23 protein-coding genes are annotated in these 24,875 nt (G+C 62.8%); 11 read left to right on the forward strand and 12 right to left on the reverse strand.

Annotated elements, in window-relative coordinates; translation table 11 throughout:
- Positions 1-20 precede the first annotated feature (20 nt).
- Together ACS3WA_RS00345 and ACS3WA_RS00350 are read right to left on the reverse strand one after the other, a co-directional pair.
- A complete protein-coding gene (locus ACS3WA_RS00345) occupies positions 21-992 on the reverse strand; it encodes a S1C family serine protease (protein WP_438276595.1) in 972 nt (323 codons plus the stop codon).
- 148 nt (positions 993-1,140) lie between these two features.
- Positions 1,141-1,698: an HNH endonuclease gene (locus ACS3WA_RS00350; protein ID WP_438276596.1), complete on the reverse strand. Its 558-nt coding sequence runs from the start codon at positions 1,696-1,698 to the stop codon at positions 1,141-1,143.
- Between the two features lie 356 nt (positions 1,699-2,054).
- Here ACS3WA_RS00350 and ACS3WA_RS00355 point away from each other — a divergent pair, with 356 nt between their 5' ends.
- From ACS3WA_RS00355 to ACS3WA_RS00370, 4 genes are all read left to right on the forward strand, one after another.
- Positions 2,055-3,815: a chloride channel protein gene (locus ACS3WA_RS00355; protein WP_438276597.1), complete on the forward strand. Its 1,761-nt coding sequence runs from the start codon at positions 2,055-2,057 to the stop codon at positions 3,813-3,815.
- A gap of 151 nt (positions 3,816-3,966) precedes the next feature.
- A complete protein-coding gene (locus ACS3WA_RS00360) occupies positions 3,967-5,505 on the forward strand; it encodes an adenylate/guanylate cyclase domain-containing protein (RefSeq protein ID WP_438276965.1) in 1,539 nt (512 codons plus the stop codon).
- A 147-nt stretch (positions 5,506-5,652) separates the two neighbouring features.
- The gene (locus tag ACS3WA_RS00365) at positions 5,653-5,838 is read left to right on the forward strand and encodes a hypothetical protein (protein ID WP_438276598.1); all 186 of its coding nucleotides are present in this window, start codon (positions 5,653-5,655) and stop codon (positions 5,836-5,838) included.
- Positions 5,839-6,137: 299 nt separating this feature from the next.
- Positions 6,138-6,344, forward strand: a complete 207-nt coding sequence (locus ACS3WA_RS00370) for a hypothetical protein (protein WP_438276599.1) — start codon at positions 6,138-6,140, stop codon at positions 6,342-6,344.
- A 114-nt stretch (positions 6,345-6,458) separates the two neighbouring features.
- Here the strand turns inward: ACS3WA_RS00370 and ACS3WA_RS00375 are convergent, their stop codons facing one another.
- Both ACS3WA_RS00375 and ACS3WA_RS00380 read right to left on the reverse strand, forming a co-directional pair.
- The gene (locus tag ACS3WA_RS00375) at positions 6,459-8,363 is read right to left on the reverse strand and encodes a PAS domain S-box protein (RefSeq protein ID WP_438276600.1); all 1,905 of its coding nucleotides are present in this window, start codon (positions 8,361-8,363) and stop codon (positions 6,459-6,461) included.
- Between the two features lie 100 nt (positions 8,364-8,463).
- Positions 8,464-9,117 carry a DNA-3-methyladenine glycosylase family protein gene (locus ACS3WA_RS00380; protein ID WP_438276601.1) on the reverse strand — a complete coding sequence of 218 codons (654 nt, stop codon included), beginning with the start codon at positions 9,115-9,117 and terminating at the stop codon, positions 8,464-8,466.
- A 116-nt stretch (positions 9,118-9,233) separates the two neighbouring features.
- On the opposite strand from ACS3WA_RS00380, the gene gluQRS reads away from it, so the two are divergent.
- Entirely contained in the window at positions 9,234-10,106 is an 873-nt protein-coding gene (gene gluQRS / locus ACS3WA_RS00385; protein WP_438276602.1) for a tRNA glutamyl-Q(34) synthetase GluQRS, read from the forward strand.
- 101 nt (positions 10,107-10,207) lie between these two features.
- Complete coding sequence (locus tag ACS3WA_RS00390) at positions 10,208-11,467, forward strand: ATP-binding protein (protein WP_438276603.1); 1,260 nt, start codon at positions 10,208-10,210, stop codon at positions 11,465-11,467.
- On the opposite strand, the gene ACS3WA_RS00395 is transcribed toward ACS3WA_RS00390, so the two are convergent.
- Positions 11,394-12,287: a YihY/virulence factor BrkB family protein gene (locus ACS3WA_RS00395; protein WP_438276604.1), complete on the reverse strand. Its 894-nt coding sequence runs from the start codon at positions 12,285-12,287 to the stop codon at positions 11,394-11,396. The two genes, ACS3WA_RS00390 and ACS3WA_RS00395, sit on opposite strands and share 74 nt — an antisense overlap.
- A gap of 144 nt (positions 12,288-12,431) precedes the next feature.
- Here ACS3WA_RS00395 and ACS3WA_RS00400 point away from each other — a divergent pair, with 144 nt between their 5' ends.
- From ACS3WA_RS00400 to ACS3WA_RS00420, 5 genes are all read left to right on the forward strand, one after another.
- Entirely contained in the window at positions 12,432-12,626 is a 195-nt protein-coding gene (locus ACS3WA_RS00400; protein ID WP_438276605.1) for a twin transmembrane helix small protein, read from the forward strand.
- Positions 12,627-12,655: 29 nt separating this feature from the next.
- A complete protein-coding gene (locus ACS3WA_RS00405; protein ID WP_438276606.1) occupies positions 12,656-13,228 on the forward strand; it encodes a cob(I)yrinic acid a,c-diamide adenosyltransferase in 573 nt (190 codons plus the stop codon).
- Positions 13,229-13,417: 189 nt separating this feature from the next.
- Positions 13,418-14,167 (forward strand): electron transfer flavoprotein subunit beta/FixA family protein, encoded by a 750-nt coding sequence (locus tag ACS3WA_RS00410; RefSeq protein ID WP_438276607.1) that lies wholly within the window; start codon positions 13,418-13,420, stop codon positions 14,165-14,167.
- Complete coding sequence (locus ACS3WA_RS00415) at positions 14,167-15,111, forward strand: electron transfer flavoprotein subunit alpha/FixB family protein (protein WP_438276608.1); 945 nt, start codon at positions 14,167-14,169, stop codon at positions 15,109-15,111. The genes ACS3WA_RS00410 and ACS3WA_RS00415 overlap by 1 nt, the downstream gene beginning before the upstream one ends.
- A 103-nt stretch (positions 15,112-15,214) precedes the next feature.
- Positions 15,215-16,096 carry a 3-hydroxybutyryl-CoA dehydrogenase gene (locus tag ACS3WA_RS00420; RefSeq protein WP_438276609.1) on the forward strand — a complete coding sequence of 294 codons (882 nt, stop codon included), beginning with the start codon at positions 15,215-15,217 and terminating at the stop codon, positions 16,094-16,096.
- Positions 16,097-16,314: 218 nt separating this feature from the next.
- On the opposite strand, the gene ybgF is transcribed toward ACS3WA_RS00420, so the two are convergent.
- The 7 genes from ybgF to tolR form a co-directional block, all read right to left on the reverse strand.
- A complete protein-coding gene (ybgF, locus tag ACS3WA_RS00425; RefSeq protein WP_438276610.1) occupies positions 16,315-17,274 on the reverse strand; it encodes a tol-pal system protein YbgF in 960 nt (319 codons plus the stop codon).
- Between the two features lie 336 nt (positions 17,275-17,610).
- On the reverse strand, positions 17,611-18,105 hold the full coding sequence (gene pal, locus ACS3WA_RS00430) for a peptidoglycan-associated lipoprotein Pal (RefSeq protein WP_438276611.1): 495 nt from the start codon (positions 18,103-18,105) through the stop codon (positions 17,611-17,613).
- A 346-nt stretch (positions 18,106-18,451) separates the two neighbouring features.
- Entirely contained in the window at positions 18,452-19,195 is a 744-nt protein-coding gene (locus tag ACS3WA_RS00435; protein WP_438276612.1) for an N-acyl amino acid synthase FeeM domain-containing protein, read from the reverse strand.
- 197 nt (positions 19,196-19,392) lie between these two features.
- On the reverse strand, positions 19,393-21,720 hold the full coding sequence (locus ACS3WA_RS00440; protein WP_438276613.1) for a putative bifunctional diguanylate cyclase/phosphodiesterase: 2,328 nt from the start codon (positions 21,718-21,720) through the stop codon (positions 19,393-19,395).
- A 277-nt stretch (positions 21,721-21,997) separates the two neighbouring features.
- On the reverse strand, positions 21,998-23,323 hold the full coding sequence (gene tolB / locus ACS3WA_RS00445) for a Tol-Pal system beta propeller repeat protein TolB (protein ID WP_438276614.1): 1,326 nt from the start codon (positions 23,321-23,323) through the stop codon (positions 21,998-22,000).
- 103 nt (positions 23,324-23,426) lie between these two features.
- Positions 23,427-24,371 (reverse strand): protein TolA, encoded by a 945-nt coding sequence (locus ACS3WA_RS00450; protein ID WP_438276615.1) that lies wholly within the window; start codon positions 24,369-24,371, stop codon positions 23,427-23,429.
- Positions 24,372-24,401: 30 nt separating this feature from the next.
- Positions 24,402-24,857 carry a protein TolR gene (tolR, locus tag ACS3WA_RS00455; protein WP_438276616.1) on the reverse strand — a complete coding sequence of 152 codons (456 nt, stop codon included), beginning with the start codon at positions 24,855-24,857 and terminating at the stop codon, positions 24,402-24,404.
- Positions 24,858-24,875: the final 18 nt, after the last annotated feature.

The following is a 24,875-nucleotide window of genomic DNA, read 5'->3' on the forward strand; positions in this document are numbered from 1 at the left end:
ATTGGGTTCGTCGCGACGTTTTATTGGAAACGCGGCTTCTTCAGCATCCGGTCGCGGTCGATCGACGCCACCACCACGTCGAAGATGTCTCCCTCGCGATAGAGCGTCAGCGGCACGTCGACGCCCGCGGGACCGAGCGCCCATAGCTTCCGGTAGAACTGCGCCGGCTCGGCCACCTTCTCTCCGTTCACAGCGAGGATCACATCGCCGGTGCGGAGTTCGGCGCGGGCCGCCGGTCCCTTCGGCGCAATCCCGACCGCGACGACCTTGTCTTCGATCTCGGTGGCATAGATGCCGAGCCAGGGGCGGGCCGGCTTGTTGACCCGCCCGAATTTCCGCAAGTCATCGAGCGCGGGCTTCAGCAGATCGATCGGCACGTTCATGTTGAGATGTTCGGTCTGGCCGCCGTTCTCGCGTTCGAGTTGCAGCGAGCCCATCCCGATCAGGTCGCCGGCGGCGGAAATCACCCCGGCCCCGCCCCAGTTGGGATGGGCCGGGTGAGTGAAGATGGCGTCGTCGATCAGATATTCCCAGTAGCCGGCGAATTCCTGCTTCGCGGCGATGCGGCCAGCGAGCGAGCGGCTCCGGCCGCCAACGCCGCCCACCACGACCCTGTCGTTCACCCCGGCCGCGGCGGACGAACCCAGCGGCAGCGGTTCGAGATCGAGCGTGCCAAGCGCCTGCAACAGACCGAAGCCGCTCTCGCGGTCGATGCCGACCATGTCGGCCTGCACGACGCGGCCGTCGGCGAGGTGAAGCCACACGCTGTCCGCTTCGGTGATGAGGTATCCGATAGTCAGAACGAGGCCGTCGTCGATGACGACGCCGTTGCCCGCACGCTCCTCGCCGAGGGTGTGCGCGGTGAAGGCATCGGCCGGAATGATCGAATGCAATCCCACCACGGCGGACAATGCGCGGTCCAGATCGAATTCGTAGTCGTCCTGGCGCGGCTGCGCGGAGGCCGGCACCTTCCATTCGGTCAACGAGGCCATGCGCATTCTCCGTTCGACACGAATACGTCGGCGGTCTGTGCTGGACAGACGTCACGGCGCGACGATCCTAGACCTCAAACGTTCGCCATGAAAGGGGCGGGAATCCGGCACCGCATGGTGCGCCGCTCTCTCATCCGCAGCACAGGTCCTATGGATCGAGCTCGGTATCCCAATAGAGATAGTCCAACCAGCTATCGTGCAGATAGTTCGGCGGAAACAGCCTGCCGTTGCGATGCAATTGATGCACGGTGGGCGCGAACGGCGCCTGACGGGGGAACATTCCCGCCTGCTGCGGCGTCAGATTTCCCTTGCGCAGATTGCATGGCGAGCAGGCGGCGACGACGTTCTCCCACGTGGTCTGGCCGCCTTTGCTGCGCGGGATGATGTGGTCGAAGGTGAGATCCTCGCTGGCCGTGCAGTACTGGCACATGAACCTGTCGCGCAGGAACACGTTGAAGCGGGTGAAGGCGGGATGGGTCGACGGCTTGACGAAGGATTTTAGCGATACCACGCTCGGAAGCTGAATTTCGAACGAAGGGCTGCGCACCGCGCGGTCGTAATGTTCGACGATATTGACGCGGTCGAGGAACACCGCCTTGATCGCGTCCTGCCACGACCAGAGAGACAGCGGATAGTAACTCAGCGGCCGGAAGTCCGCGTTCAGGACCAGCACCGGCCAGCCGCCTTGCGAGACATGCGCGTTCAAGCAGCGCCTCCAGAGCATTTTCCGGCAAAGGTGAACGCCGGTTTGCCGCCGAAAATGCATCCAATTATGACTTGCACGCAACTCTGATCGCAAAACCGGCGTCTTCTGCGACCTGCGCCCGAACTCCCCTAGCACGCCGCGCTTTGAGGCGGCTTGCGCCGGCATACTACAAGTAGCGTGATGGAATTGTGAAGGGCACAATCGCGCTTTTTGACCGGAGGTGGATACCGGTTCGCGTCAAGAAATCCCCTCAAAACAAAATCATGGAGCCTCGCTTCTGATTCCATCAGAAGCGAAAAGGCTCTAAACCGCCTCAGGCTGACCGTCTCCCGCCTGACCTCGTCCGGACCTGACGAATGGTTGCTGATTTCCGTTTCATTGAAGCGCCGCAGCGGCTCCGCGCCTTCGTGCGCGCGCATGAAACCAGCCTCATCCTGCTCGCGGCGGTGATTGGAACTATTGGCGGACTGGTGGTTGCGGCAATGGGTGCTGCCGTCCTCAAGATGCATGAGGTGCTGTTCGCCATTCCGGCCGGAGAGCATCTGTCCAGTCAGGAGAGGATCGATCCGCTGCGCGCCGTGCTGGTGCCGGGCATCGGGGGATTGCTGCTTGGCGGCGCCTTTCTGCTGCTGCTGCGCTGGCGGCCGGCGCGCGAGGTCGACCCGATCGAGGCCAACGCGCTGCATGGCGGACGAATGTCGTTTCGCGGCAGCGTCATCGTTGCGTTGCAGACGATCTGGTCGAGCGGCGTCGGCGCATCGGTCGGCCTCGAGGCGGGCTATACCCAGCTTGCAAGCGGCATCGGCGCCTCGATCGGGCGCGGCTTCCATCTGCGCCGCGCCGATCAACGCATCATGGTTGGCTGCGGCGCGGCTGCTGCGATCGCGGGGGCGTTCGGCGCGCCGCTGGCCGGCGCGTTCTATGCGTTCGAACTGGTGATCGGCGGCTACACGCCAGCCAGTCTGACGCCGGTCGGAGTCGCGGCCGTCATCGGCTATCTCGTCGCCCACAACTTCCTGCCGCTGTCGCTCGGGGTCAGTGTCGGGCCTTTCGGCGTGATCTTCAGCCACGATCTCGCCATCGCCGCGCTGATCGGCATGTTCGCTGCGCTGACCGGCATCAGCATCATGCGCGGCGTCGCGTTGTGCGAGGCGGCGCTGACCGGCATCGGGATCGGGCCGCCGGCGCGCTTGGCGATCGGCGGGCTCTGCGTCGGATTGCTGGCGCTTGTGACGCCGCAGGTGATGTCGTCGGGACACGGAGCGCTGTTCTATTCCGGCATCGTGATCATGCCGCTGAAGATGACCGCGATCGTGTTCGTCCTGAAATCGCTGTCGTCGATTATTTCGCTCGGCAGCGGCTTTCGCGGGGGCCTGTTCTTTGCGACGCTGTTTCTTGGCGCGATCGGCGGCCGACTGTTCGCCGCCGGATTCGACGCGGCGTGGCCGGGTCTCGATCTCGATCCGGACATCTACGCGGTGATCGGAATGAGCGCGCTCTCGGCGTCGGTGATCGGCGGCCCATTGACGATGTCGTTCATCGCCCTGGAATCAACCGGCAATCTCTGGCTGACCTCGGCTGTTCTGATCGCGGTCATCATCTCGACGCTGATCACCCGGGAATTGTTCGGCTATTCGTTTGCGACCTGGCGCATGCATCTGCGCGGCGAAACGATACGGAGCGCCGCTGACGTCGGATGGATCCGTGATCTCACTGTCAAGAGCATGATGCGGCACGAGACCGTGACCGTGGCTTCGACCATGCCGATCAAGGAATTCCGCGAGAAATTTCCCCTCGGCTCCAAAACCCAGGTGATCGCGGTGGACGCGGAAGGCCACTATGCCGGGCTGGCGCCGGTCGCCGAGGCGCATACGCCGGAAGCCGGCGAGATCACTCATATCGAGAGCATCCTGCATTACAAGGATGTGGTCCTGCACCCTGCGATGAACATCCAGCAGGCGATCGCCGTGTTCGACGCGGCGGAAGCTGAAACGCTCGCGGTGGTCGAGGCCGACGACGACAAGCGGCCGATCGGGGTCCTCACCGAAGCGCACGCCATGCGCCGCTATGCCGAAGAATCCGAACGCCGCCGCCGCGAGGTTGTGGGTGACGTCTGAGGCCAGTACCGACGTATGAGCGGTTCCGGTATAAGGCGTCATTCTGACCGGCCGCCACGTTGTGGGCCGCGGGTCCCTGCTCGAGAGCCGCCCGATGACCGACGACGAGATCGCGAGCCGCAAACCCGAAAATCTCCGCTTTCGCTGGCTGATGATGGGATCTCTCATCCTGTTGTTGCTGGCGGCGCTGCCACTCGCGGTGTGGCTGGATCTCAGCAATCTCGGCGAGGCCGGACTGCGCCGGCAGGCCGCGGACCTCAATTCGGTCATCTCAAGCGTGCGAGCCTATTACGGCAGCAATGTCGTCGGACGCGTGCTGGCGGCGCGCGGGACGGCGACCGAGGTTGTCCACAATTATGAGGATATTCCCGGGGCGATCCCGATCCCCGCGACGCTGTCGCTCGAACTCGGCAAGGTGATCAGCGAGCAGCAGCATAACATCACCTATCGCTTCGTCTCGGACTATCCGTTCAAGAACCGCGCGCCGCATCCGCTCGACGCCTTCGAGAAGCAGGCGCTGCAATCCCTTCGCGCCAATCCCAATCAGAAAATTGTTCAGACCAGGCGATCGCTGTTCAGCGACGACGTCCGCCTGGTCGTACCGATCATGATGGGAGCGGCCTGCGTGAGCTGTCACAACTCCCATCCCGAGAGCCAGAAACGGAACTGGAAGGTCGGTGACGTTCGCGGCATTCAGGAGGTCGAGATCGTCCAGCCGATTGCCGCCAACCTGTTCTCGTTCAAGTTCCTGCTCGCCTATTTCGCGCTGGCTGCGATCAGCGGCTTATCGTTTCTGGCGGTGCAACGCCATCAGGCCCGTCAGATCTCGGGCATGAATCGCGAACTGGAATCGGCCAACGAGTTCCTCGCCAGTCTCTCCATGAAGATTTCGCGCTACATCTCGCCGCAGATCTACAAGAGCATCTTCAGCGGGCAGCGCGACGTCTCGATCCACACCGAGCGCAAGAAGCTGACGATATTCTTTTCGGACATCCAGAATTTCACCGCGACCACGGAACGGCTGCAGCCCGAACAGATCACCCAGCTTCTGAACGAATATTTCACCGAAATGTCGGCGATCGCACAGCAATATGGCGGCACCATCGACAAGTTTATCGGCGACGCCATGCTGATCTTCTTCGGCGATCCCGAAACGAAAGGCGAAAAGGCCGACGCGCAGGCCTGCGTCCACATGGCCTGGGACATGCAGCGCCGTCTGGTTGAACTGAATGCGAAATGGCGCGCCGCCGGCATCGAGCAGCCGTTCCGCGCCCGTATTGGCATCAATTCCGGCTACTGCAATGTAGGCAATTTCGGCAGCACCGACCGCATGGACTATACGATCATCGGGGCCGAGGCCAATCTCGCCGCGCGGCTGCAATCGGTCGCCGAACCCGGCGGCATCGTACTGAGCTTCGAGACCTTTGCGCTGGTGCGCGACGTCGTCGAGGCCAATCCGCTGCCGCCGATCACGATGAAGGGCATCAGCCGGGATGTGGTGCCTTATTCGGTCGCGCGGGTGCTCGATGCGTCCGCCGCCAAGGATGGCGTCGTGATCGAACGCATGGCGGGGCTGGACATCTTTCTCGATCCGGCCATGGTCGATTCGCGGGATACGGATCGCGTGCGGTCGGTGCTCAGCGGCGCCCTCGCCGCGCTCGATCAGCGCCTGCCGCGCGCGGCGACGTAAGCTGGCACTTGTTTCGAAATGTAACCTTGGGCAAGCGGACTTCCTTCGTGATCCGAATCACAGATGCGGGAAGTGACTTCTGGGAAAGTCCCCTCATGGCGCATGCGAGCCAATCCGGTTCGCGGGCCGACAGATGAGGAGACAGACATGACCCGGATTTCCGATTTCGAAGGCAGTGATCTGCGCGCGCTGAACGACGTGGAACTGGAGCAGGTTTCCGGCGGCATCTATAATGACGGCGGCTGCATCCGCCTTCCGACCATGGGCCCGTTCCAGCCGCCGGCTCCGCCGTGGACTTTCAAGGACGTGTTCGCGAAGCACACGATCGGCTGAGCTATAGCGTTTTCGAGCGAAGCGGATATCGGTTCGCGGGAAGGAACGCGTTAAATCCAAATCAGCCTCGCTTCCGGTTCCAAGCGGTTTAAGGCGACTCCAATCCGAAGGGCTGGCGCTCCGCGCCGGCTCTTTTTGTTTTAGGCCGGCATTATGGTACGCGCGTGCAAAGAAGCGTCGATCATGTCCGCCTCCGCACTGTGTGAGCCGTATCACGGCGCTTCACCCCTTTTCCGGCAAAGCTGGCCGCGGCGGCGATGGATGAGCCAGACGCTGCATCAACCGCGAGGAGAAGTATCATGAGCGAACACGAAACCGGCAGCGCGATCCGCGCCCTGTCGGCAAACGAACTCGATCTCGTATCGGGTGGCGCCGAAGCCCACATCGGGCCGGTGAGCATCTACACCTTCGAGAAGGGTTTCAGCGTCCAGGTCGGCAACGCCGGCATCTGGGTCGGTCCGGCCGGGGTTTCCTGGTGGGCCGGAAGCTCGGGCGGTCATACCTGATCGAACATAAGCTGCCGGCTTCGAGTGCGAAGCCGTGCTGTTTCCGAGAACCCGTCGGCTTGTCCGGCGGGTTTTTCTTGCGCTCGACCTGCGCTGCCGAGAATGATCTCAACCTCACTGGCACAGCTTGGCGAGCGCCTGGCTGAGTTCGTGAATGGCGTAAGGTTTCCGGAGGATCGGGAATTCGTTTTGACCGCAGGCGAGCGCCTCGCTGTAGCCCGTTGTCAACAATATGGGCAGATCGGGACGCCTGGCGCGAAGAGCTTTGGCGAGACCGAGGCCATCCATCTTTCCGGGCATGACGATATCGCTGAAAACCAGGTCGATGCCCTCGCTCTCGATCTCCTTCAGCGCGGTCTCGGCATTGCTGGTGATGCGAACGCGATAGCCGAGCTCTTCGAGCAAGCCAGCGCTTGCAGTTGCAACGTCCGGATTGTCTTCGACGAGGAGGATGGTGTCGCTGGCGTCATCGAGCCGGCTTTGGGAGCGGTTCTCGACGTTCAACGTCCGGGCGCGCGGAAGATAGATCGTCACCACGGCGCCGCGACCGAGTTCGCTTTCGATGTCGATGCGGCCACCGGCCTGATGAGCGAAGCCGTGGACTTGCGACAGCCCGAGGCCGGTGCCCTTGCCGACCGGCTTGGTTGTGAAAAACGGATCGAACACCTTCGCCAGAATGTCGTTGGGAATGCCCTGGCCGGTATCCTCGACCGAAATCGCAACGGCGTGGCCTGTTTCCGGGTCGCATACGTTTTGCGCGCTGACGGTGACCCGCCCGCCCTCCGCCATGGCGTCGCGCGCGTTGATGACAAGGTTGAGCAGAGCTGTTTCGAATTCGGTCGTATCGACCGTAACCGGCCACACCTCGCCGGGCATGTCTATGTCCAGGACGATCGCGCCGCCGAGGCCGCTCCTGAGAACGTCGGCGATCGAACGGATGCGGGCAGGAATATCGGTCGGCAAAGGGTTGAGGCTTTGGCGGCGGGAAAATGTCAGAAGCTGCCGCGTCAGAGCGGCCCCCCGCTGCATTGCCGTCTCGATGGCCTGAACCGCGCGCTGCGCCTTCGGGTCGCCTTCCACGCGCGATTTCAGCGTCTGGATGTTTCCGCTCACGATCATCAGGAGGTTGTTGAAGTCGTGTGCGATGCCGCCGGTGAGTTGGCCGAGTGCGTCCATCTTCTGCGATTCCGCGAGCTGCCGCTGCACGCGCTCCAGCGTCTGCTGGGCCTCGCGCCGCTCGGTGATGTCGCGTGTGATCTTGGCGAAGCCGATAAGGCGTCCGGTATCGTCGCGGATTGCATCGATGACGACGCTCGCCCAGAAGAAAGATCCGTCCTTGCGGACCCGCCAGCCTTCCTCGTCGTAGTGGCCCGTGGTGCTGGCAATGCGTAGCGCGCGGGCAGGCCGTCCGGCCGCACGGTCCGGTTCGGTGTAAAATTGCGAGAAATGCTGACCGATGATTTCATCGGGGCGGTAACCCTTGATGCGTTCGCCGCCGATGTTCCAGTTGGTGACGATGCCTTCCGGATTGAGCATGAACAGCGCGTAGTCGCTTACGCCGCCGACGAGAAGGCGAAACTGATTTTCGCTCTCGGCCAGCGCGCTTTCGGCCTGGTTGCGCTGCGTGATGTCGCGGGTGATTTTCGCAAAACCGATGAGGTCGCCATGTTGGTAAATGGCGTCGATGACGACCGATGCCATAAACTTTGTGCCGTCTTTGCGAACCAGCCAGCCTTCGGTGTCGAACTTGCCTGTTTGTCTCGCCGTTTCGAGCGCTTTCGCGGGAACGCCGGCGTCCCGCTCCTCGTGAGTATAGAGGTTGCTGAAATGCCGGCCGACGGCCTCTTCAGCCTTATAGCCGGTGATGCGTTCCGCACCCGCGTTCCAGTTGGAAATGGTCCCGCCGGGATCGAGCATGTAGATCGCGTAGTCGATTACGCCTTCTACCAGAAGTCGGAACCCGCGCTCGCTTTCCAACAACGGTCCTGTGTTGTTGGCGCCTTTTGTCGTGTCCAGCATTGAAACCCCGGGGTCCTCAGGAAAACATAACCGTCATCCCGACGTTAGGTTCCGGCCGGCCCGGACGTATCAAATGTTAATATGCCTGAGGCGAATTCGTTCACCTTGTTCCGGTGATGACGCCCTCGCGGCTCTTGATGACCTTGTAGTACGCCCACCATAGGTGCGCCGCCGCGCCGCGCAGGGGTCGCCACGGTTCTCCGAGCGGAACCATCTGTTTCGGCGTGGGTCGCGCCGTCAGGCCGAGGCCGATCCTGATCGCCTCCTGAAGCGCGACGTCGCCGGCGGGCCAGGCATCGCCGTGGCCGAGGCAGAACAGCAGATAGACGTCCGCGGTCCAGGGCCCGATGCCGCGATGCCGGACCAGCGTGGCATGGGCGGCGTCGGCATCCTCCTCGGCCAGCACGTCGAGGTTGAGGCGCCCCACCGCGATCTCGCTGGCAAGCAGTTTCAGCGTGGCGATCTTCGCCGCCGACAGCCCCAGCCGGCCGAGACGGTCGGTGCGGGCTTTGCGGATGGCGTCGTGATGGAACGGCGCGTAGGCCGCACTGAGCCGACCCCAGATCGCGCCGGCGCTCGCGGTGGACAGTTGCTGGCCGCAGACGATCGCGGCGAGACCTTCGAAACCCGGCTCGCGCCGCCGCAGTACGGGAAGCCCGGTGCGGTCCAGAATGGGCGTCAGCCGCGGATCCTGCTTCACCAGCGCGATGATTGCCTCATTGAGATCGGACTGGGTTTGCAGGTGAACGGTCATGGTTCGTCTTGATGGTGCGTCATGGCCGGGCTTGTCCCGGCCGTCCACGTTTTGCAACATATCCGTTCGTCGAGCGATGCGGCCGTGACGAATAACGTGTTGAGCAAAGCCAGAACATGTCGCCACCCGTTTTCCGTTTTGCGCCGTCACCGAACGGCTTTCTGCATCTCGGGCACGCCTGTTCGGCGCTGCTGAATTTCGATGCCGCGCAACGGGTCGGGGGACGGTTTCTGCTGCGGATCGAGGACATCGACCCGACCCGCTGCCGGGCCGAATTCGAAGCGGCGATCCATGAGGACCTCGGCTGGCTCGGGATAACCTGGGAGACGCCGGTTCGGCGGCAGTCGGACCATCTTGCCGACTATCGGACGGCGCTCGACCGGCTGGCCGCGCTCGGGTTGCTCTATCCGAGTTTTGAGAGCCGCGGCGAGATTGCAGCCCTGGTGAAGGTGCGCGAGGCGGAGGGGATTTGGCCGCGCGATCCCGACGGCGCGCCGCTCTATCCGGGCGCGGCAAAGTCGCTTCCCGCCGGCGAGCGGGAACGGCGGCTGCGAGCCGGCGCGCCGTTCGCGCTGCGGCTGGACATGGACGCGGCCTGCCGGCTTGCCGGCGATCTCACATGGACCGAGCACGGCTCCGGTCCCGCTGGCGAGACCGGCGAGATCGTTGCGTCGCCAAAGGTCTGGGGCGACGTCATCCTCGCGCGCAAGGACACGCCGACCAGCTATCATTTGTCGGTGGTGATCGACGACGCCCTGCAGGGCGTCACCAACGTCGTGCGCGGGCAGGACCTGTTCCAGTCCACCGCCGTGCACCGGCTGCTGCAAAGGATCCTCGACCTGCCGCAGCCGGTCTATCGCCATCATGATCTGATCCGCGACAGCGCGGGGAAGAAACTGTCCAAATCGTCCCGGGCGATCGGCCTGCGGGAATTGCGCGCCGGGGGCATGACGGCCGATGGCGTCAGGAGACTCATCGGCCTGCTCTGAAATTGCCGCAACGCCGCAATACTTGCTTGGATTCAAAACGCCCGCCCGCGTGACTCCAGCGCCCGGGCCGTGGCATGCTGGCGTGGGCGGGGGAGGACATCATGGCGCCGACATCGCGCGCGTCGCGCAAGCTCAAGTCGCGCAAGCCTGAAAAACGGCCGGCAAAAACACGCGATCCGAAGAAGGCTTTGAGCCCCGCGAAGGCGAAGCAACCGTCTGCGCAATCGTCCCATATCGTCGAGACCGCGCTGGCGGCGTTCGCACATGAGGTGCGCACGCCGCTCACCGGAATCCTCGCCGTCAGCGATCTGCTCGCCACCTCCGATCTCGGCGAGCGCGAACGGCGCTGGGTCGAGACCATCAAGGCCAGCGCTGATCATCTCGCCAGTCTGGCGACGCTGTTCGTCGATGCTGCGCGAAGCCGTCAGTCCGCGCCGGGAGGGCGGCAGGACTTCTTCGACCTGCGCGCGCTGGCGCGCAATGCCGGCGATTCGCTCGCCGGCCGCGCCACCGCCAAGGGCTTGCGTTCGGCGGTCGAGATTTCCGACGACCTGCCGGCGTTCGTGACCGGCGATCCGGTTCGCCTGCGCGCGGCGCTGGAGAATCTGATCGACAATGCCGTCAAGTTCACCGAGCAGGGCGATGTCGTGCTCAAGGCCACGGCGTCGCAGCATCCCAAGGGAAAAATCGGGGTGACCTTTGTCGTGTCCGATAGCGGCATCGGCCTGTCGCTCGCCGAGATCAAACGGTTGTTTCGGCCGTTCTCGCAGGCCAACGTCTCCATTGCGTCGCGTTTCGGCGGCGCCGGCCTCGGGCTCTCCTCGGTGAAGCAACTGGCCCGCGCGATGGGCGGAGACGTAACAGTGACGCAACGGCGCGGCGGCGGCACCACGTTCACGTTCACGGTACTGCTGACGCCGGCGAAGGAGCCGGCGACGATCCACTCCGGCGACGATCCCGATACGGCATTGGTTCCTTCGGACGGACTGCGAATTCTCGGCGTCGAGGACAATCCGTTCGGCCGCGTGGTGCTCAACGCAATCCTCACCGAACTCGGCCATCAGGCCGAATTCGTGGGACGAGGGGAGGACGCGGTCGGGCGCATCGCGCAAGGGGGCTTCGATGCGGTGCTGATGGACATGGTGCTGCCCGGCATCAGCGGGATCGAATCGATCAGGCGCATCCGGGCCCTTGATGCGCCGCCGGGGCGCGTCGCCATCATCGGCGTCTCGGGCAGAAGCGACGACGAGGCGGCGTCGCGCGCGGCCGGTGGTGACGCGTTTCTTGTCAAACCTGTTTCTCCGCGGGCCCTAGCGACTGCGCTGCTTGAAGCGAAACGCCGCGCGGTAGCCGCGACTTGATGATCGCCGCGTTCAATTCGCCGCCGAACACGAAGATCGCGGCGATGAAGTAGAGAAACACCAGCGCGATGACGACCGAGGCCAGGCCCGCATACATCGTCACGTAGTTGTTGGCGAAGCGCGCAAGGTAAAGGCCGAAGCCGACGCCCGACACCAGCGACGCCAGCATGGTGAAGACGATGCCGGGGATGATCTGAAGGAAGGACCGTCGGCCCGCCGGCAACCACGCGTGCAGGATCACGAGCGCGATGAACATCGCAAGCACGGTGATGCCGTAGCGGGCGATGTTGAGCAGGCTTTCATTCGATTCGACGATCAGCGGGACATGACGCTTGGCGGCGGCGATGATCAGTGGACCAAGCACGATCAGGAACGCGGTCGCCAGCGCCGCCACCGCGGCGACCAGCGTGTAGCCGATCGATTCCAGCCGCAGCCAGTACCAGCGGCGCTGCTCGATCACCGCATAGGCGCGGTTGAGCGCCACTCTCAGGCTTTCGACGCCGTTCGACGCGAAATAGACCGCCAATACGGCGCCCACCGTCAACGCGTCGCCGCGCGTCGTCGTCAGCACGTCATGGATTTCGCCGGACAATGCATTGGCGACCTGATCCGGCCAGATCTGGAGCATCAATTCCGCCGCCTGGTCGGCAAGCTCCTTGGATCCGAAGAAGCCCGCCAGCGACGTCAGGACGATCAGAAACGGAAACAGCGCCATCAGCGCGGATAGCGCGATATGGCTTGCGATCGCCCAGCCGTCGTCGGCAAGAAACGTGTAGAAGGCGTCCATTCCGATCCTGTAGGCGTAGCGGATTTGTCTCACGTTTCACCTGGTCAAGGTCGGACGGCGCTTCGTCGACACCGGTTACTATCTGATATCAATACATAAAAAGCCAGAACGTTGCGCCGGCGCCGAATTCTTCGCGAGGCAATGGCGCAGCCGCGGTCGCGGTGTTATGTATACGTCATGACGATATTCCTGAGCATGGTTTTGGTGCCGGTAGCGGTGGCCTCGGTCGCCGCCGTATTGCTGATGGGCCTGGTCAACATGATGCGCGGCGGCAGTCCCAACCGCTCGCAGAAACTGATGCGGATGCGGGTTTTCCTGCAGTTCGTTGCGATCGTCATCACCATGGTGACGATCTGGGTGATGGGACAGTGACGGATTGATAGCCCGCAAGGGCAGGATCGATGGTCGTTCTCAATCGCATCTACACCCGTACCGGCGACGACGGCACCACCGCACTCGGCACCGGTGAGCGCCGCCCGAAATACGATCTCCGCGTCGGCGCCTACGGAACCGTCGATGAAACCAACGCCGCCATCGGCGTGGTCCGACTTCATCTTGCCGGCGCACCCGATCTGGACGGGATGCTGGGACGCATCCAGAACGATCTCTTCGACCTGGGTGCCGACCTTGCAGTGCCCCAGCGCGAGGGCAAGGCGGAACGGCTTCGCGTGGTGTCCAGCCAGGTGGTGCGTCTGGAGAATGATATCGACAACCTCAATGCCGGCCTTGCCGAACTGACGTCGTTCGTGCTGCCGGGAGGGACCTCGGCCGCGGCCTATCTGCATCTGGCGCGAACCATTTGCCGTCGCGCCGAACGCATCATGGTGGAACTCGCATCGCAGCCCGGCGAGCCGGTCAACGATGCCGCGGTCCAATACATGAACCGGTTGTCGGATTTTCTGTTCGTGGCCAGCCGGTTTATGAATGACAAGGGCGCGCGCGACGTGCTCTGGGTGCCCGGTCAAAACAGATAACTTTATTGTGGTGACGCGAGGCGGATCGATCCCCTCGTCAAGTCCGAGAACGTGCTTCGCGCGAAAACGTTACAGGGACTGCGATTTTTGGCCTTCCTGCGTTGACCGCCGGAAACGGGACCTTTAGGTTCCGCGCCGAAGCTCACACTCCCAGTTGATCCAGCCAAAGCTCGGTTCGAGAGAGGGTCGATGAAGATTCTGGTGCCGGTCAAGCGGGTTGTCGATTTCAACGTGCAGATCCGGGTCAAAAGCGACGGGTCTGGCGTCGACATAGCCAAAGCCAAGATGTCGATGAATCCGTTCGACGAAATCGCGATCGAGGAAGCTCTGCGCCTTCAAGAAGCCGGCAAGGCGAGCGAGGTCGTGCTGGTGTCGATCGGGCCCGCTCAAGCCGCGGAAACGATCCGTACCGGTCTCTCCATGGGCGCCGACCGCGGCATCCTGGTCAGATCCGAGGCGCCGGTCGAACCGCTGGCGGTTGCAAAGATTCTCAGGGCCGTTGTTGAAGAGGAAGGCCCCGGTCTGATCATTCTCGGCAAGCAGGCCATCGATGACGATTCAAACCAGACCGGCCAGATGCTGGCGGGGCTGCTCGGATGGGCGCAGGCGACCTTCGCGTCGAAGCTTGAAGTCGAAGGGGCCTATTTCAAGGTGACGCGCGAAGTCGACGGCGGTCTGCAGACGGTCCGCCTCAAAGCGCCGGCGATCGTGACCACGGACCTGCGGCTCAACGAGCCGCGCTATGCCAGCCTTCCGAACATCATGAAGGCGAAGAAGAAGCCGATCGTGGAGAGGGCCGCCGAACTGTACGGCGTCGATCTCGCGCCGCGCCTCGAAGTCCTCAGGACAACCGAACCTCCGGGCCGCAAGGCGGGCGTCAAGGTCAAGGACGTCGCCGAACTGGTGTCCAGGCTCAGGAACGAAGCCGGGGTGATCTGATGACCACGTTGCTGCTTGCCGAACACGACCACGCTTCGCTGAAGGATGTGACCAACAAGGCGCTGACCGCGGCCGCCGAGCTTGGCGCGCCGGTCGACGTGCTCGTCGCCGGTGAAAACGCCAGGGGCGCCGCCGAGGCGGCCGCGAAACTGAGCGGGGTCGCGAAAGTGCTGCTCGCGGACGACCCGGCCTACGCCCACGATCTCGCCGAGCCGCTCGCCGCGCTGATCCGCACGCTGGCGCCGGGCTACGATGCGTTCGTCGCGCCGGCGACGTCGCGCTTCAAGAACGTGATGCCGCGCGTTGCGGCGCTGCTCGACGTGATGCAGATTTCCGAAATCATCAAGGTGGTCGCGCCCGATACGTTCGAGCGGCCGATCTATGCCGGCAACGCGATCCAGACGGTCAGGTCCAGGGACGCCAAGAAGGTCATCACGGTTCGGAGCTCGACTTTCGCGGCGACCGCCGAAGGCGGCAGTGCTCCGGTGGAGGCCATTGCCGCGGTCGCAGATCCGGGTCTTTCGACTTTCGTCGGCGAGCGCGTCGCCAGAAACAATCGCCCGGAGCTGGCTTCGGCCCGGATCATCGTCTCCGGTGGCCGCGGAATGCGGAGCAGCGCCAACTTCGCCAAGTATATCGAGCCGCTGGCGGACAGGCTCGGCGCCGGCGTCGGTGCGTCGCGTGCGGCGGTGGATTCAGGCTTCGCGCCGAACGATTGGCAGGTCGGCCAGACCGGCAAGGTCGTGGCGCCGGAGCTTTACATCGCCATCGGTATTTCCGGAGCGATCCAGCATCTCGCCGGCATGAAGGACTCCAAGGTGATCGTCGCGATCAACAAGGACGCGGATGCTCCGATTTTCCAGGTTGCGGATTACGGCCTGGTGGCCGACTTGTATGAGGCGGTCCCCGAACTCACCGAACAACTGGGTAAGCTCGGCCGCTGACGATCCTAAAGAATGCCCGCGAGGCAACGGACATCGGCGGGTGTTTGTGCAAGAATGGGGCGAACCGAAGTCTGCACGGTTCAGGACCCGGTGAGATGACAAGATGACGGCAATGATCAAAAAAGTCGGCGTGATCGGTTCGGGGCAGATGGGCAACGGCATAGCGCATGTGGCGGCCCTTGCCGGGTTCGACGTGGTCCTCAACGATCTTTCCTCCGATCAGTTGAAGTCGGCCATGGCCATCATCAACGGCAACCTGTCGCGTCAGGTGTCGAAGAAGATCATCACCGAGGACGCTCGCGACAAGGCGCTCGCGCGGATCGGGCAGACTGAATCTCTCGAGGGGCTAGCCGATTGCGATCTGGTGATCGAGACCGCCGTCGAGAAGGAGGAGGTCAAGCGCAAGATTTTTCATGCTCTGTGCGCGGTGCTGAAGCCCGAGGCCATTATTGCCTCGAACACGTCCTCGATCTCGATTACGCGGCTTGCCTCGTCCACCGACCGTCCGGAGAGGTTCATCGGCATTCACTTCATGAATCCGGTGCCGCTGATGGAGCTGGTGGAGCTGATCCGCGGCATCGCCACCGACGATGCGACTTTCGATGCGGCCAAGGCATTTGTCGGCAAGCTCGGCAAACAGATCGCCGTATCGGAGGATTTTCCGGCCTTCATCGTCAACCGGATTCTGCTGCCGATGATCAACGAGGCGATCTACACGCTGTACGAAGGCGTCGGCAACGTCGAGGCGATCGACGCCGCCATGAGGCTCGGCGCGCACCATCCGATGGGGCCGCTCGAACTCGCCGATTTCATCGGCCTCGATACCTGCCTGTCGATCATGCAGGTGCTGCATGAGGGACTGGCCGACTCCAAGTACCGGCCATGTCCGCTGCTGGTAAAATACGTCGAGGCCGGATGGCTCGGCCGCAAGAGTCAGCGCGGCTTTTACGATTACCGTGGCGAAAAACCGGTTCCGACGCGCTGATTTTCATCCGTAACAATTCTTTGAACTCTGCTTCGCCAGAACGGGCCATGGAGTTCTATGGTGTTTCGAGCGGGGCATCTCCTCGGGCTTGAGCCGCGGATGGATACCGGCGCGGCCCCCGCCGGCATGGGGGCGGTGAACACGCGGTCACGCGACCGCACGCTGGACATGAACCTCGACCCACAGGCGCAAATGGTCGCGTTTCCGGCGTCAGATCCTCAGCACTTCACCCGCTTCTGCTCGCGGTCCACGGCCTGCTTCACGCCCGCCGAGGAGCGCGGATATTTGCGCGTGACTTCGCCAAGCGCGGCGCAAGCGGCTTCCTTTTCCTTCAGCGCGGCCAGCGATTGTCCGAGCCGCAGCAAGGCATCCGCCGCCTTCGCCGAGGTGTCGTATTTGGTGGTCACGCCGAGGAAGGCCTCGGCCGCCTCGCGATATTTCTGGCGCTGAAACAGGCTTTCACCAAGCCAGTACTGCGCATCGCCCGTCAGCGCATCGGTCGGGTATTTCTGGGTGAAATTGCGCATGGTTTCCTCGGCGAGCGCGTAGTCCTTCCGCTGCATGTAGCCGATGCCCAGATCGAACTCGTCGCGCGGCGTCGCCGACGGCGGCAGCGTCGTCAGACCGCCGGTCGAAGACGGAGCCGACTCGGACGCCGGATACCCGCCCGGCCGGCGCGGGCTGGTATTGGCGAGGTCGAGCGGCGCACCGGCTTCCCGGCCGCCAGGCGAGCCCACGGCCTCTCCCGGTATCGGCATTTGTCCGCCACCGAGCGCACGCGGTGCGCCGGGCGCGTTCGGATTCCGGCTGGGATCGAAGGCATCGCCGCGATGGCCTTGCGCGGGCACGCTTACCGCCTGTTCCTGAACGACGGGCGCCTGCCCTCCCCGCGGATCGTAGGCCGGCTGACGGTATGTCGGAGCCGATTGTGCCGGCGGAGCGGCGGCGACGGCAGGCGGGACGCCGCCTGCCGGCTGCGACTGCTGCAATTGTTGCTCGAGCATCCGATTCCGATGTTGCAATTCCTCATTCTGTCCGGTCAGCGTTCTGAGCTGATCTTCCAGTTGCTGTATGCGGATTTCAGGATCGACGTCGTATTGCGCGAATGCGGGTGACGACAACGCAAGCGCGGCGGCAACGGCCGCTGCGCGCGCAAGCATCGGGGCTATGGATGACATTTTGGCCTGACGATTGAAATGAACGTCGCATCGAAAGCGCACCCATTGAAAACCCGACTGCGCCGAAAATGTGACTTGGTCCAACACCGGCAATCACTTTACGACGATCTCTCGGATCAGTCTTCTGTTTAGATCGTCCCTTGAGCCTTTCGGCTTCTGACGGAATCAGGAGCGAGGCTCCATGATTTTGTTTTGACGCGTTTTCTTGACGCGAACCGGTATCCATTCTCGGGTCAAGCCCGAGGAGATGCCTCGCTCCAGAGCGCGATGCGACGCTGGCCCAAAAACAAGCCGGCGCCCGAAGGCGCCGGCTGAAATCACGGATGCGCGACCTTATCAGGAGCTGGCGTTCAACACCGTGACGGCACGGCGGTTCTGGGACCAACAGGAGATATCGTTACAGACCGCGACCGGGCGCTCCTTGCCGTAGGAGATCGTCCGCATCCGGCCGGAATCGATGCCGCGCGACGCGAGGAAGGCACGAACCGTCTGCGCACGGCGGGCGCCGAGCGCGATGTTGTATTCGCGGGTGCCGCGTTCGTCGGCATGGCCTTCGATCGTGAAGGAATAGCGAGGATAGGTCTGCAGCCAGCGCGCCTGCTTTTCCAGCGTCGTGACGGCCTGCGGCGACAGGTTGGTCTGATCACTTTCGAAGAAGACGCGATCGCCGACGTTGACCACGAAATCCTGCTGACTGCCCGGCGTAGCGGCCCCGGCCATGGCGCCGTCCGCACCCATGCCGTTCTTGTTGGCGCAGGCCCCCATCGACAGCGCCACCGCGAGCACGGCGGCCAGCTTCAATCCCCGGAGGATTGGCTTCTGATGTAACATTCCGGAGCCTCCACGCTCACGTTTTTCCACTGTTATCCGCTCTACAGGGCGATGGTTAAGCGAACGTTCCGTCAACCTTGATGAGACGTTGCCCGACTGCATCAAATGCCAAGTTTTCAGGAAAGAGCGCCGCGATGGTTAATGAGTTGCAAATGTGGCGCGACGGTGAAGCGACGGCCTGTCTTCGGCGCAGCCTGTCCTCGGTCCACTGGCGGGATGTGCGCTCGACGCTTCTCCCCAATCGCGTTCCGGCGCTTTCGCACCGCTACGAAGCGCATGACGATGGCGATATTCGGTCATGGCCCGGAGGCGAGCTGTCCATCCCGACGCGGAAGGAGCCGGCGAATCAAAGCTTTGGGGCAATCGAGGCGCTCGCGAACGGAAGCGCGGAACCCGTCAGCACGGACGCCGAGGTTCCGCTCCTTCGCTCGAACAACATCCGGCGTTCGAAATAGCTCGAACGCAGATAAGGATAGCGGGTGAAGACCTTTTCGCGGGAGGCCGGAAAATCGACCGCCATCAGGCAAATCGGCTTGATCAGACCCGGATAGAGACGCGGCGGGCTCAGCGGCTGGTGATTGAACAGGCGCGTGTAGAACGTGCGGTGCTCGGGGCGGACGGTGGCCAGTCCAAGATCGGCGTGAAAGAAACTGCAGGCGACGAAGCACAGCCGAAGCGTGAGGTATGGCAATTCGGGAAATCGCCCCGCGATTTCCGGATCCGCGACGAAGCGGGTCGGGTCAACCATGACCTTGCCCTGATCGACCTCCTGCTGAAGATAATCCTGAAACACGTCCACCGACGGACAAAGCGGATATTCCGGCGATGAAATGCTGAGGCGGATGGAACTGGCGAGGGCGCCATCCAGATAAACCCCGAAAATCCAGGAGTTCGGCATATCGTCGAACCGATCAGTGATTTTATGATCGGGATTGGGCTCGATCGCCCCTTCCTTCAGGTAGGCGCGATATCGCAGACGATAGATGACGTCCCTCTCCGCCCGCGTTTCCATCAGGCGATAGTCGATCCGATCGAGCAGCTCGATGCCGCGATCCACTGGCTTGGCAATTGTCTGTTGAGCCGAACTCATTGGAACACCCCCGATCCACCTTGAATCCCAGCCGACGATCGAAGGTTAACGCTTTGCTAACTTATTGCAAAGGTAACGAAGCATTAGCGTTAATTCCTGCCCTCCTATAATAATAATATCGTTAATTTACATCGGTTGCGCTCACGAACCGATTTAGAAGATTTCAATTCGAGACGGGGCAATTGTGGGAAAAAATTTTAAGCGATCGACCGCGACGGGAGGACCTTCACATTATCGTCACGCTGCCGGCGTCCGTGAGAGGCATCCAACAGTTGACGAATGCGGGACGCGGAGACCGGCCGGCTGAAGAGGTAGCCCTGCGCTTCGGTCACCGTGCCGTCGGCGCTGATCAGTTCGAGCTGCTCGTTGGTCTCGATGCCCTCTACCACGACGGACATGCCGAGATCGGCGCTCAGCCGCGCCACGCCGCGCAACAGCGTCAACGGCCGATCCGTATCGATCCCTTCGAGGAACGAGCGGTCGATCTTGACCTTCTGAAGCGGGAAATTGTGCAGATAGCTGAGGCTCGAATAGCCGGTGCCGAAGTCGTCCAGGGAAATCCTCACCCCGGCCGAGCGCAACTGTGTCAACGCATCGAGCGTCCACTGGGTGTTGCGCAGCAAGGATGATTCCGTGATCTCGATTTCCAGGCGGTGCGCCGGAAGACCAGAGACCTCCAGCGCATAGCGGACCTCGCTCAGGATCTCGCGCTGGTGGAACTGCTGCGACGAAAAATTGACGGCGACGCTGACAGCCTCCGGCCATGTCATGCATTCCATGCAGGCCTTACGCAAGATCCAGCGGCCGAGATCGATGATGAGGCCCATCTCCTCCGCCACCGGAATGATGTCCATCGGTGACACGGTTCCGCGCGTCGGATGATTCCAGCGCAGCAGCGCCTCGCAGACCGTGATCCGTCCTGACTTCAGATTGACCAGCGGCTGATAGAACAGTTCGAACTCTTCGTTGGCCAGCGCCTTGCGCAGATCGAGTTCGAGGACGCGGCGCGCTTCGACGGTTTCCGCCATCTCGCTGCGAAAGAAGCAGAACGTTCCGCGACCGCCCGCCTTGGCCCGGTACAGCGCCATATCGGCGTTCTTGAGAAGGTTGTCAGCAGTGGCGCCGGGCGACGTCAGCGCGATGCCGATGCTCGCGCCGATCTCGACGAGGTGACGGTCGACCTCGTACCGCTCGGTAAGCCGTTCGACGATGCGGCGGGACAGCGCGGCCGCCTCCTCCGGCGAGTGAATGTTTTGCTGGAACACGACGAACTCGTCGCCGCCAAACCGCGCCACGAAATCCTCCGGACGCAGCATTCCGCGGAGCCGGTCGGCGACAATGCACAACAGGCGGTCGCCGCAGGGATGGCCGAGCGTATCGTTGATCTGCTTGAATTGATCGAGATCGATGAACAGCAGCGCCGAGAGCCGCGACTCGCTGTGTGGAGCTGCCAGCAGGCGTTCGATTTCGTCGCGGAAGCTGAGCCTGTTGGGCAATTCCGTCAGTGAATCAAAGCGGGCAAGATGGTTGATTCGCGCCTCCGCCTTGCGCCGTTCCGTGATGTCCTCGACGAGAACGACGGTGCCTCCGCAGATCATCGGCTGGAACGTCCACGACAGCGCCCGGCCATGTTCCGTATCCGCGTCGGCGGTCACGATCGCGCCGGCCTGCGAATTCTCCAGTTCCGAAATGATCGCCCGTCCGTTTTCGGATGACATCGTTCCGGCAGCCACGCATGCCGCGATGACCTCCGCCGCGCCGACATTGCGATGCACGAAGCCGTCGGCGAGGCGCATCATTTCGCTGAAGCGATAGTTCATCACTCCGAGGCGACCATTGGCGCCGAACATGCACAGACCATGCGGCATGTTGTTCAATGCGGTGTCGAACTGGGCGGCGAGCGCCGCTTCGCGTTCGCGCGCGATCAGGGCGCGGACGAAAATCGCCTGCAGTTTCGTGGTGATCCTCTCGAGGCCGAGGAAATACAGCACGGTCAGAAGCGCCATCCCGACGTAATAGGGATCGAGGCGCAGCATCATCGCCCCCGCCATCGGTCCGCAGGTCAGCAAAATCTGCAGGTGGAAGATCCACGGGCGCCCGTAGGCGCGGCCGGCGCCGGCAGCCACGTATCCCGTCGTGACCGCGATGCAGATCATATGCGCGACCGCGTCGTCGGTCATCAAAAGTGCGACGGCGCACCACGCGCCGAGCGCAATCGCGTAAAGCACCGCCCCGATCTGGTACCGTATTTCCCAACTGGTTGCCTCCGTCACGGTCAGGTCCGAACGGCGGCGCTTATATTTCACCATATCGAAGCTGCGGAGCGCGCCGATCAGAACGAGAGACGCAGCGCACGGCCACAGCAGATGATTGCCGGTCTTCAACGCGGTCATGGTGGCGGCAATCGCCGCGCAAACCGCCCCGGCGAACATCGGTGCCGGATTCTGAAACAGCGAACCCACGAGCGCCGCGTATATCGCTGGCGACATCGTATCGGTATCGCGATGGTGATCGGCCAATTGCATCGGCGGCGCGCGTATCCGTGTTCGGGGCGCACAGTGTTACCGAATGCTGGTGAAGCCTTTCTGAGCGAACATCGTTAGCGAGACATTGAGCCGATCGCAGAAAAACCGGATTTGCTTCTGAATCAGGAAGCTAGCGGGCCGGTTTAACGGTCGTATCGCTCCCCCAGGGCACCTTGCGGCGATGTCAGGAAACAAGGGAGGCGGGCTGGCGATACGCTCCGCAAAGCACATTTCCAGGGCCTGCGGACCGCCTCTCATGCCGCCGCAGAGGTCCGGACTATGAGAGCAGGGGCGACCAAGCCGGATCGGACGCGAAACCGGGTGTGGGAACCTTCAGCTCGTTGCGGCCCGAGACGTCGATCGTGTAGAGCGACGGGCCGCTGTTGCCGCCGGGATCGCGGAAAAACATCAGCACCCGGCCGTTCGGCGCGAAGGTCGGTCCCTCGTTGTGAAATCCTGACGTCAGGATCCGTTCACCCGAGCCGTCCGGCTTGATGATGCCGATGGAAAACTGGCCGCCACCCTGCTTGGTGAAGGCGATGTAATCGCCGCGCGGCGACCAGACCGGGGTCGAGTAGGAACCCTCGCCGAACGAGATGCGCTGCGCGGCGCCGCCGGTCGCCCCCATCACATAGATTTGCGGCTTGCCGCCGCGATCGGACTCGAAGCAGATGCGGCCGCCGTCCGGCGAATAGGACGGCGAGGTGTCGATCGCCGGCGTGTCGGTCAGGCGCGTGGTCGACTTGGAGCGAAGATCCATCACGAACAGGTTGGAGTTGCCGCCCTGCTGCAAGCTCATGATGATGCGCTGGCCGTCGGGCGCAAAACGCGGCGCGAACGACATGCCCGGAAAGTTGCCTACGATTTCGCGCTGTCCGGTTTCGATGTTGAACAGATAGACCCGCGGATCGCCCTGCCCGAACTCCATGTAGGTGATTTCCTGGGTCGAGGGCGAAAAGCGCGGAGTAATCACAAGATCGGCGCCACGCGTGAGATAGCGCACGTTGGCGCCGTCCTGATCCATCAGGGCCAGACGCTTGACGCGGTGCTGCGACGGCCCGCTCTCGTCGACGAAAACCACCCGGCTGTCGAAATAACCCTTCTCACCGGTCAGGCGCTCGTAAATCTGATCCGAGATGATGTGCGCGATCCGCCGCCAGTATTCGGGCGAGGTAAAATATTGCTGGCCTGCGAGTTGCTGGCCGGTGGCAACGTCCCACAGCCGAAACTCGGCCTTGAGCCGCCCGTCGCCCTGACGCGTCATGCGCCCGGTCACCAGCGCCTGGGCATTGATGGTCTTCCAGTTGGCGAACTGCGGCGGCACGTCGATGTTGGTGATCTTCTCGATATAGGCGGCCTGGTCGATCGGCGCGAACAAGCCGCTGCGCTTGAGGTTGTTGGTAATGACCTGAGCGACACCGGCGCCGACCTCGCCGTCCGACGGCGAGCCGGCAACGAAATTCGGAATCGCGATCGGCAGCGGCGCGACGTTGCCCTGATCGATCTGCACCCGGGCCTGCCCGAAGGCTTGCCGGCCGCCCAGCAACATGCCAGCCGAGGCCATGGCGGAAATCAACTGTCGGCGGTTCAGGCGCACGGGCATTCTCGGCAATCCAAATCTTTCAATTCCAAATCTTTTAGTTTCATGTCTGTCAATCATCGGGGCAGGCTTCTTCCATCTCGGCCAGGCTCGTCGCTACGGCGCTTTACGACTTTCGTTCGGTGAATACGGGTTCGAAGAATTTCCACTCGTCGAAAAATTGCGCCGGCAGATTGTATGGCTGGCACTCGATGATCGCGCGCAGCGCGCTCTCCTGATAGACACGGAAATATGGCGTCGACGGGTTGCTGATCGCGGCCGGCGTGGTCTCCAGCGTGCCGTCGCGCTTCAACTTGATGCTGAACACCGCTTCGGTCATCTGCGCTTCGAGGCCGCCATAGGGTTTCTTCCAGCAACGTTCGACCTGCGACTTGAACATCGCGCCCCAGGTCGCGGAATTGTCGGCCGACTTGCCATGCGCCAGGCCAAGCGCGGCGTTCGAATTCAGCGTGTCGCCGGTGACCGCATGCCGCGTCGGATCGCGCTTGTCGAGCAGCGCCGCAATCTTCGATTCGTCGAATACGCGCTCGGCCTTCGGCTTTTCAGGCTTGGGCGGCGCGGCCTTGGCCTGCTGCTTGGGCTTGGGTTTCTTCGCTTCTTCCTTCTTCAGTGCTTCGGCGATCGGATCGATCTTAGGCGGATCGGGTTTTTTCTCGATCGGCTTCGGCTCTTCCTTCGGCTTGTTCTCGACCACGGGCTTGGGCGGATCGGGCTTCTTCTCGACCGGCCTCTCCACCGGCTTCGGCACCGGCGGCGGCGCGGTTTCGGTCACGACCGGCGGTTTCTTGTCGTCGATCTTGCCGACGGTATCTTCGGGCGGCGGCGTGGGATCGGCGACCTTCTCGACCAGCGGCTTCGGGTTTTCCTTCTTGCCGGTTTTCATGCCCGCCGTCACATGCGCAAGCTGATCGGCCGAGATGATATCGACCGGCAGGGATTCCTCCGGCACCGATTCGAAAGCCTTCGACGAAAACGACACCAGTCCCCACCCGATCACGAGGACGTGCAGGGCAATCGACGCCGCCAGTGTCTTGTCGATCTTGACCTTCAATCCAGTACCCCGACGATCCCAGCGTGCATCCTAGGATCCCTGCTCCACTTCGGTAACCAGCGCCAGGCGCTTGAAGCCCGCGCCCGACAGCTTGCCCATCACCCGCGCCACCGTCCCGTAATCGGCCTTCTTGTCGGCGCGCATGAATATACGCTCGTCGAGACCGCCGCGCGCAGCGGTGATCGCCGTCAATTTCGGGACCAGCTCCTCCATCGTGACTTCGGTGTCGTTGATGAAGATGCGCCCCTGCACGTCGACGGACAGTTGCAGCGGCGTCTTGTCCTGCTCGAGGCTTTTGGCCTGGGTCTGTGGCAGATCGAGCGGCACGCCCACGGTCAGAAGCGGCGCCGACACCATGAAGATGATCAACAGCACCAGCATGACGTCGACCATCGGCGTGACGTTGATCTCGGCCATTGGCTGCGAGCGCCGCCGCCCGCGCCGTCCGCCGCTGCCCGAGGAAGCTGCCGCCGGATTCATCGCCATGATGGACCGTCCATTTCC

Origin of the sequence: Nitrobacter sp. (assembly GCF_051535235.1) — a bacterium.
Classification (GTDB): Bacteria; Pseudomonadota; Alphaproteobacteria; order Rhizobiales; family Xanthobacteraceae; genus Nitrobacter.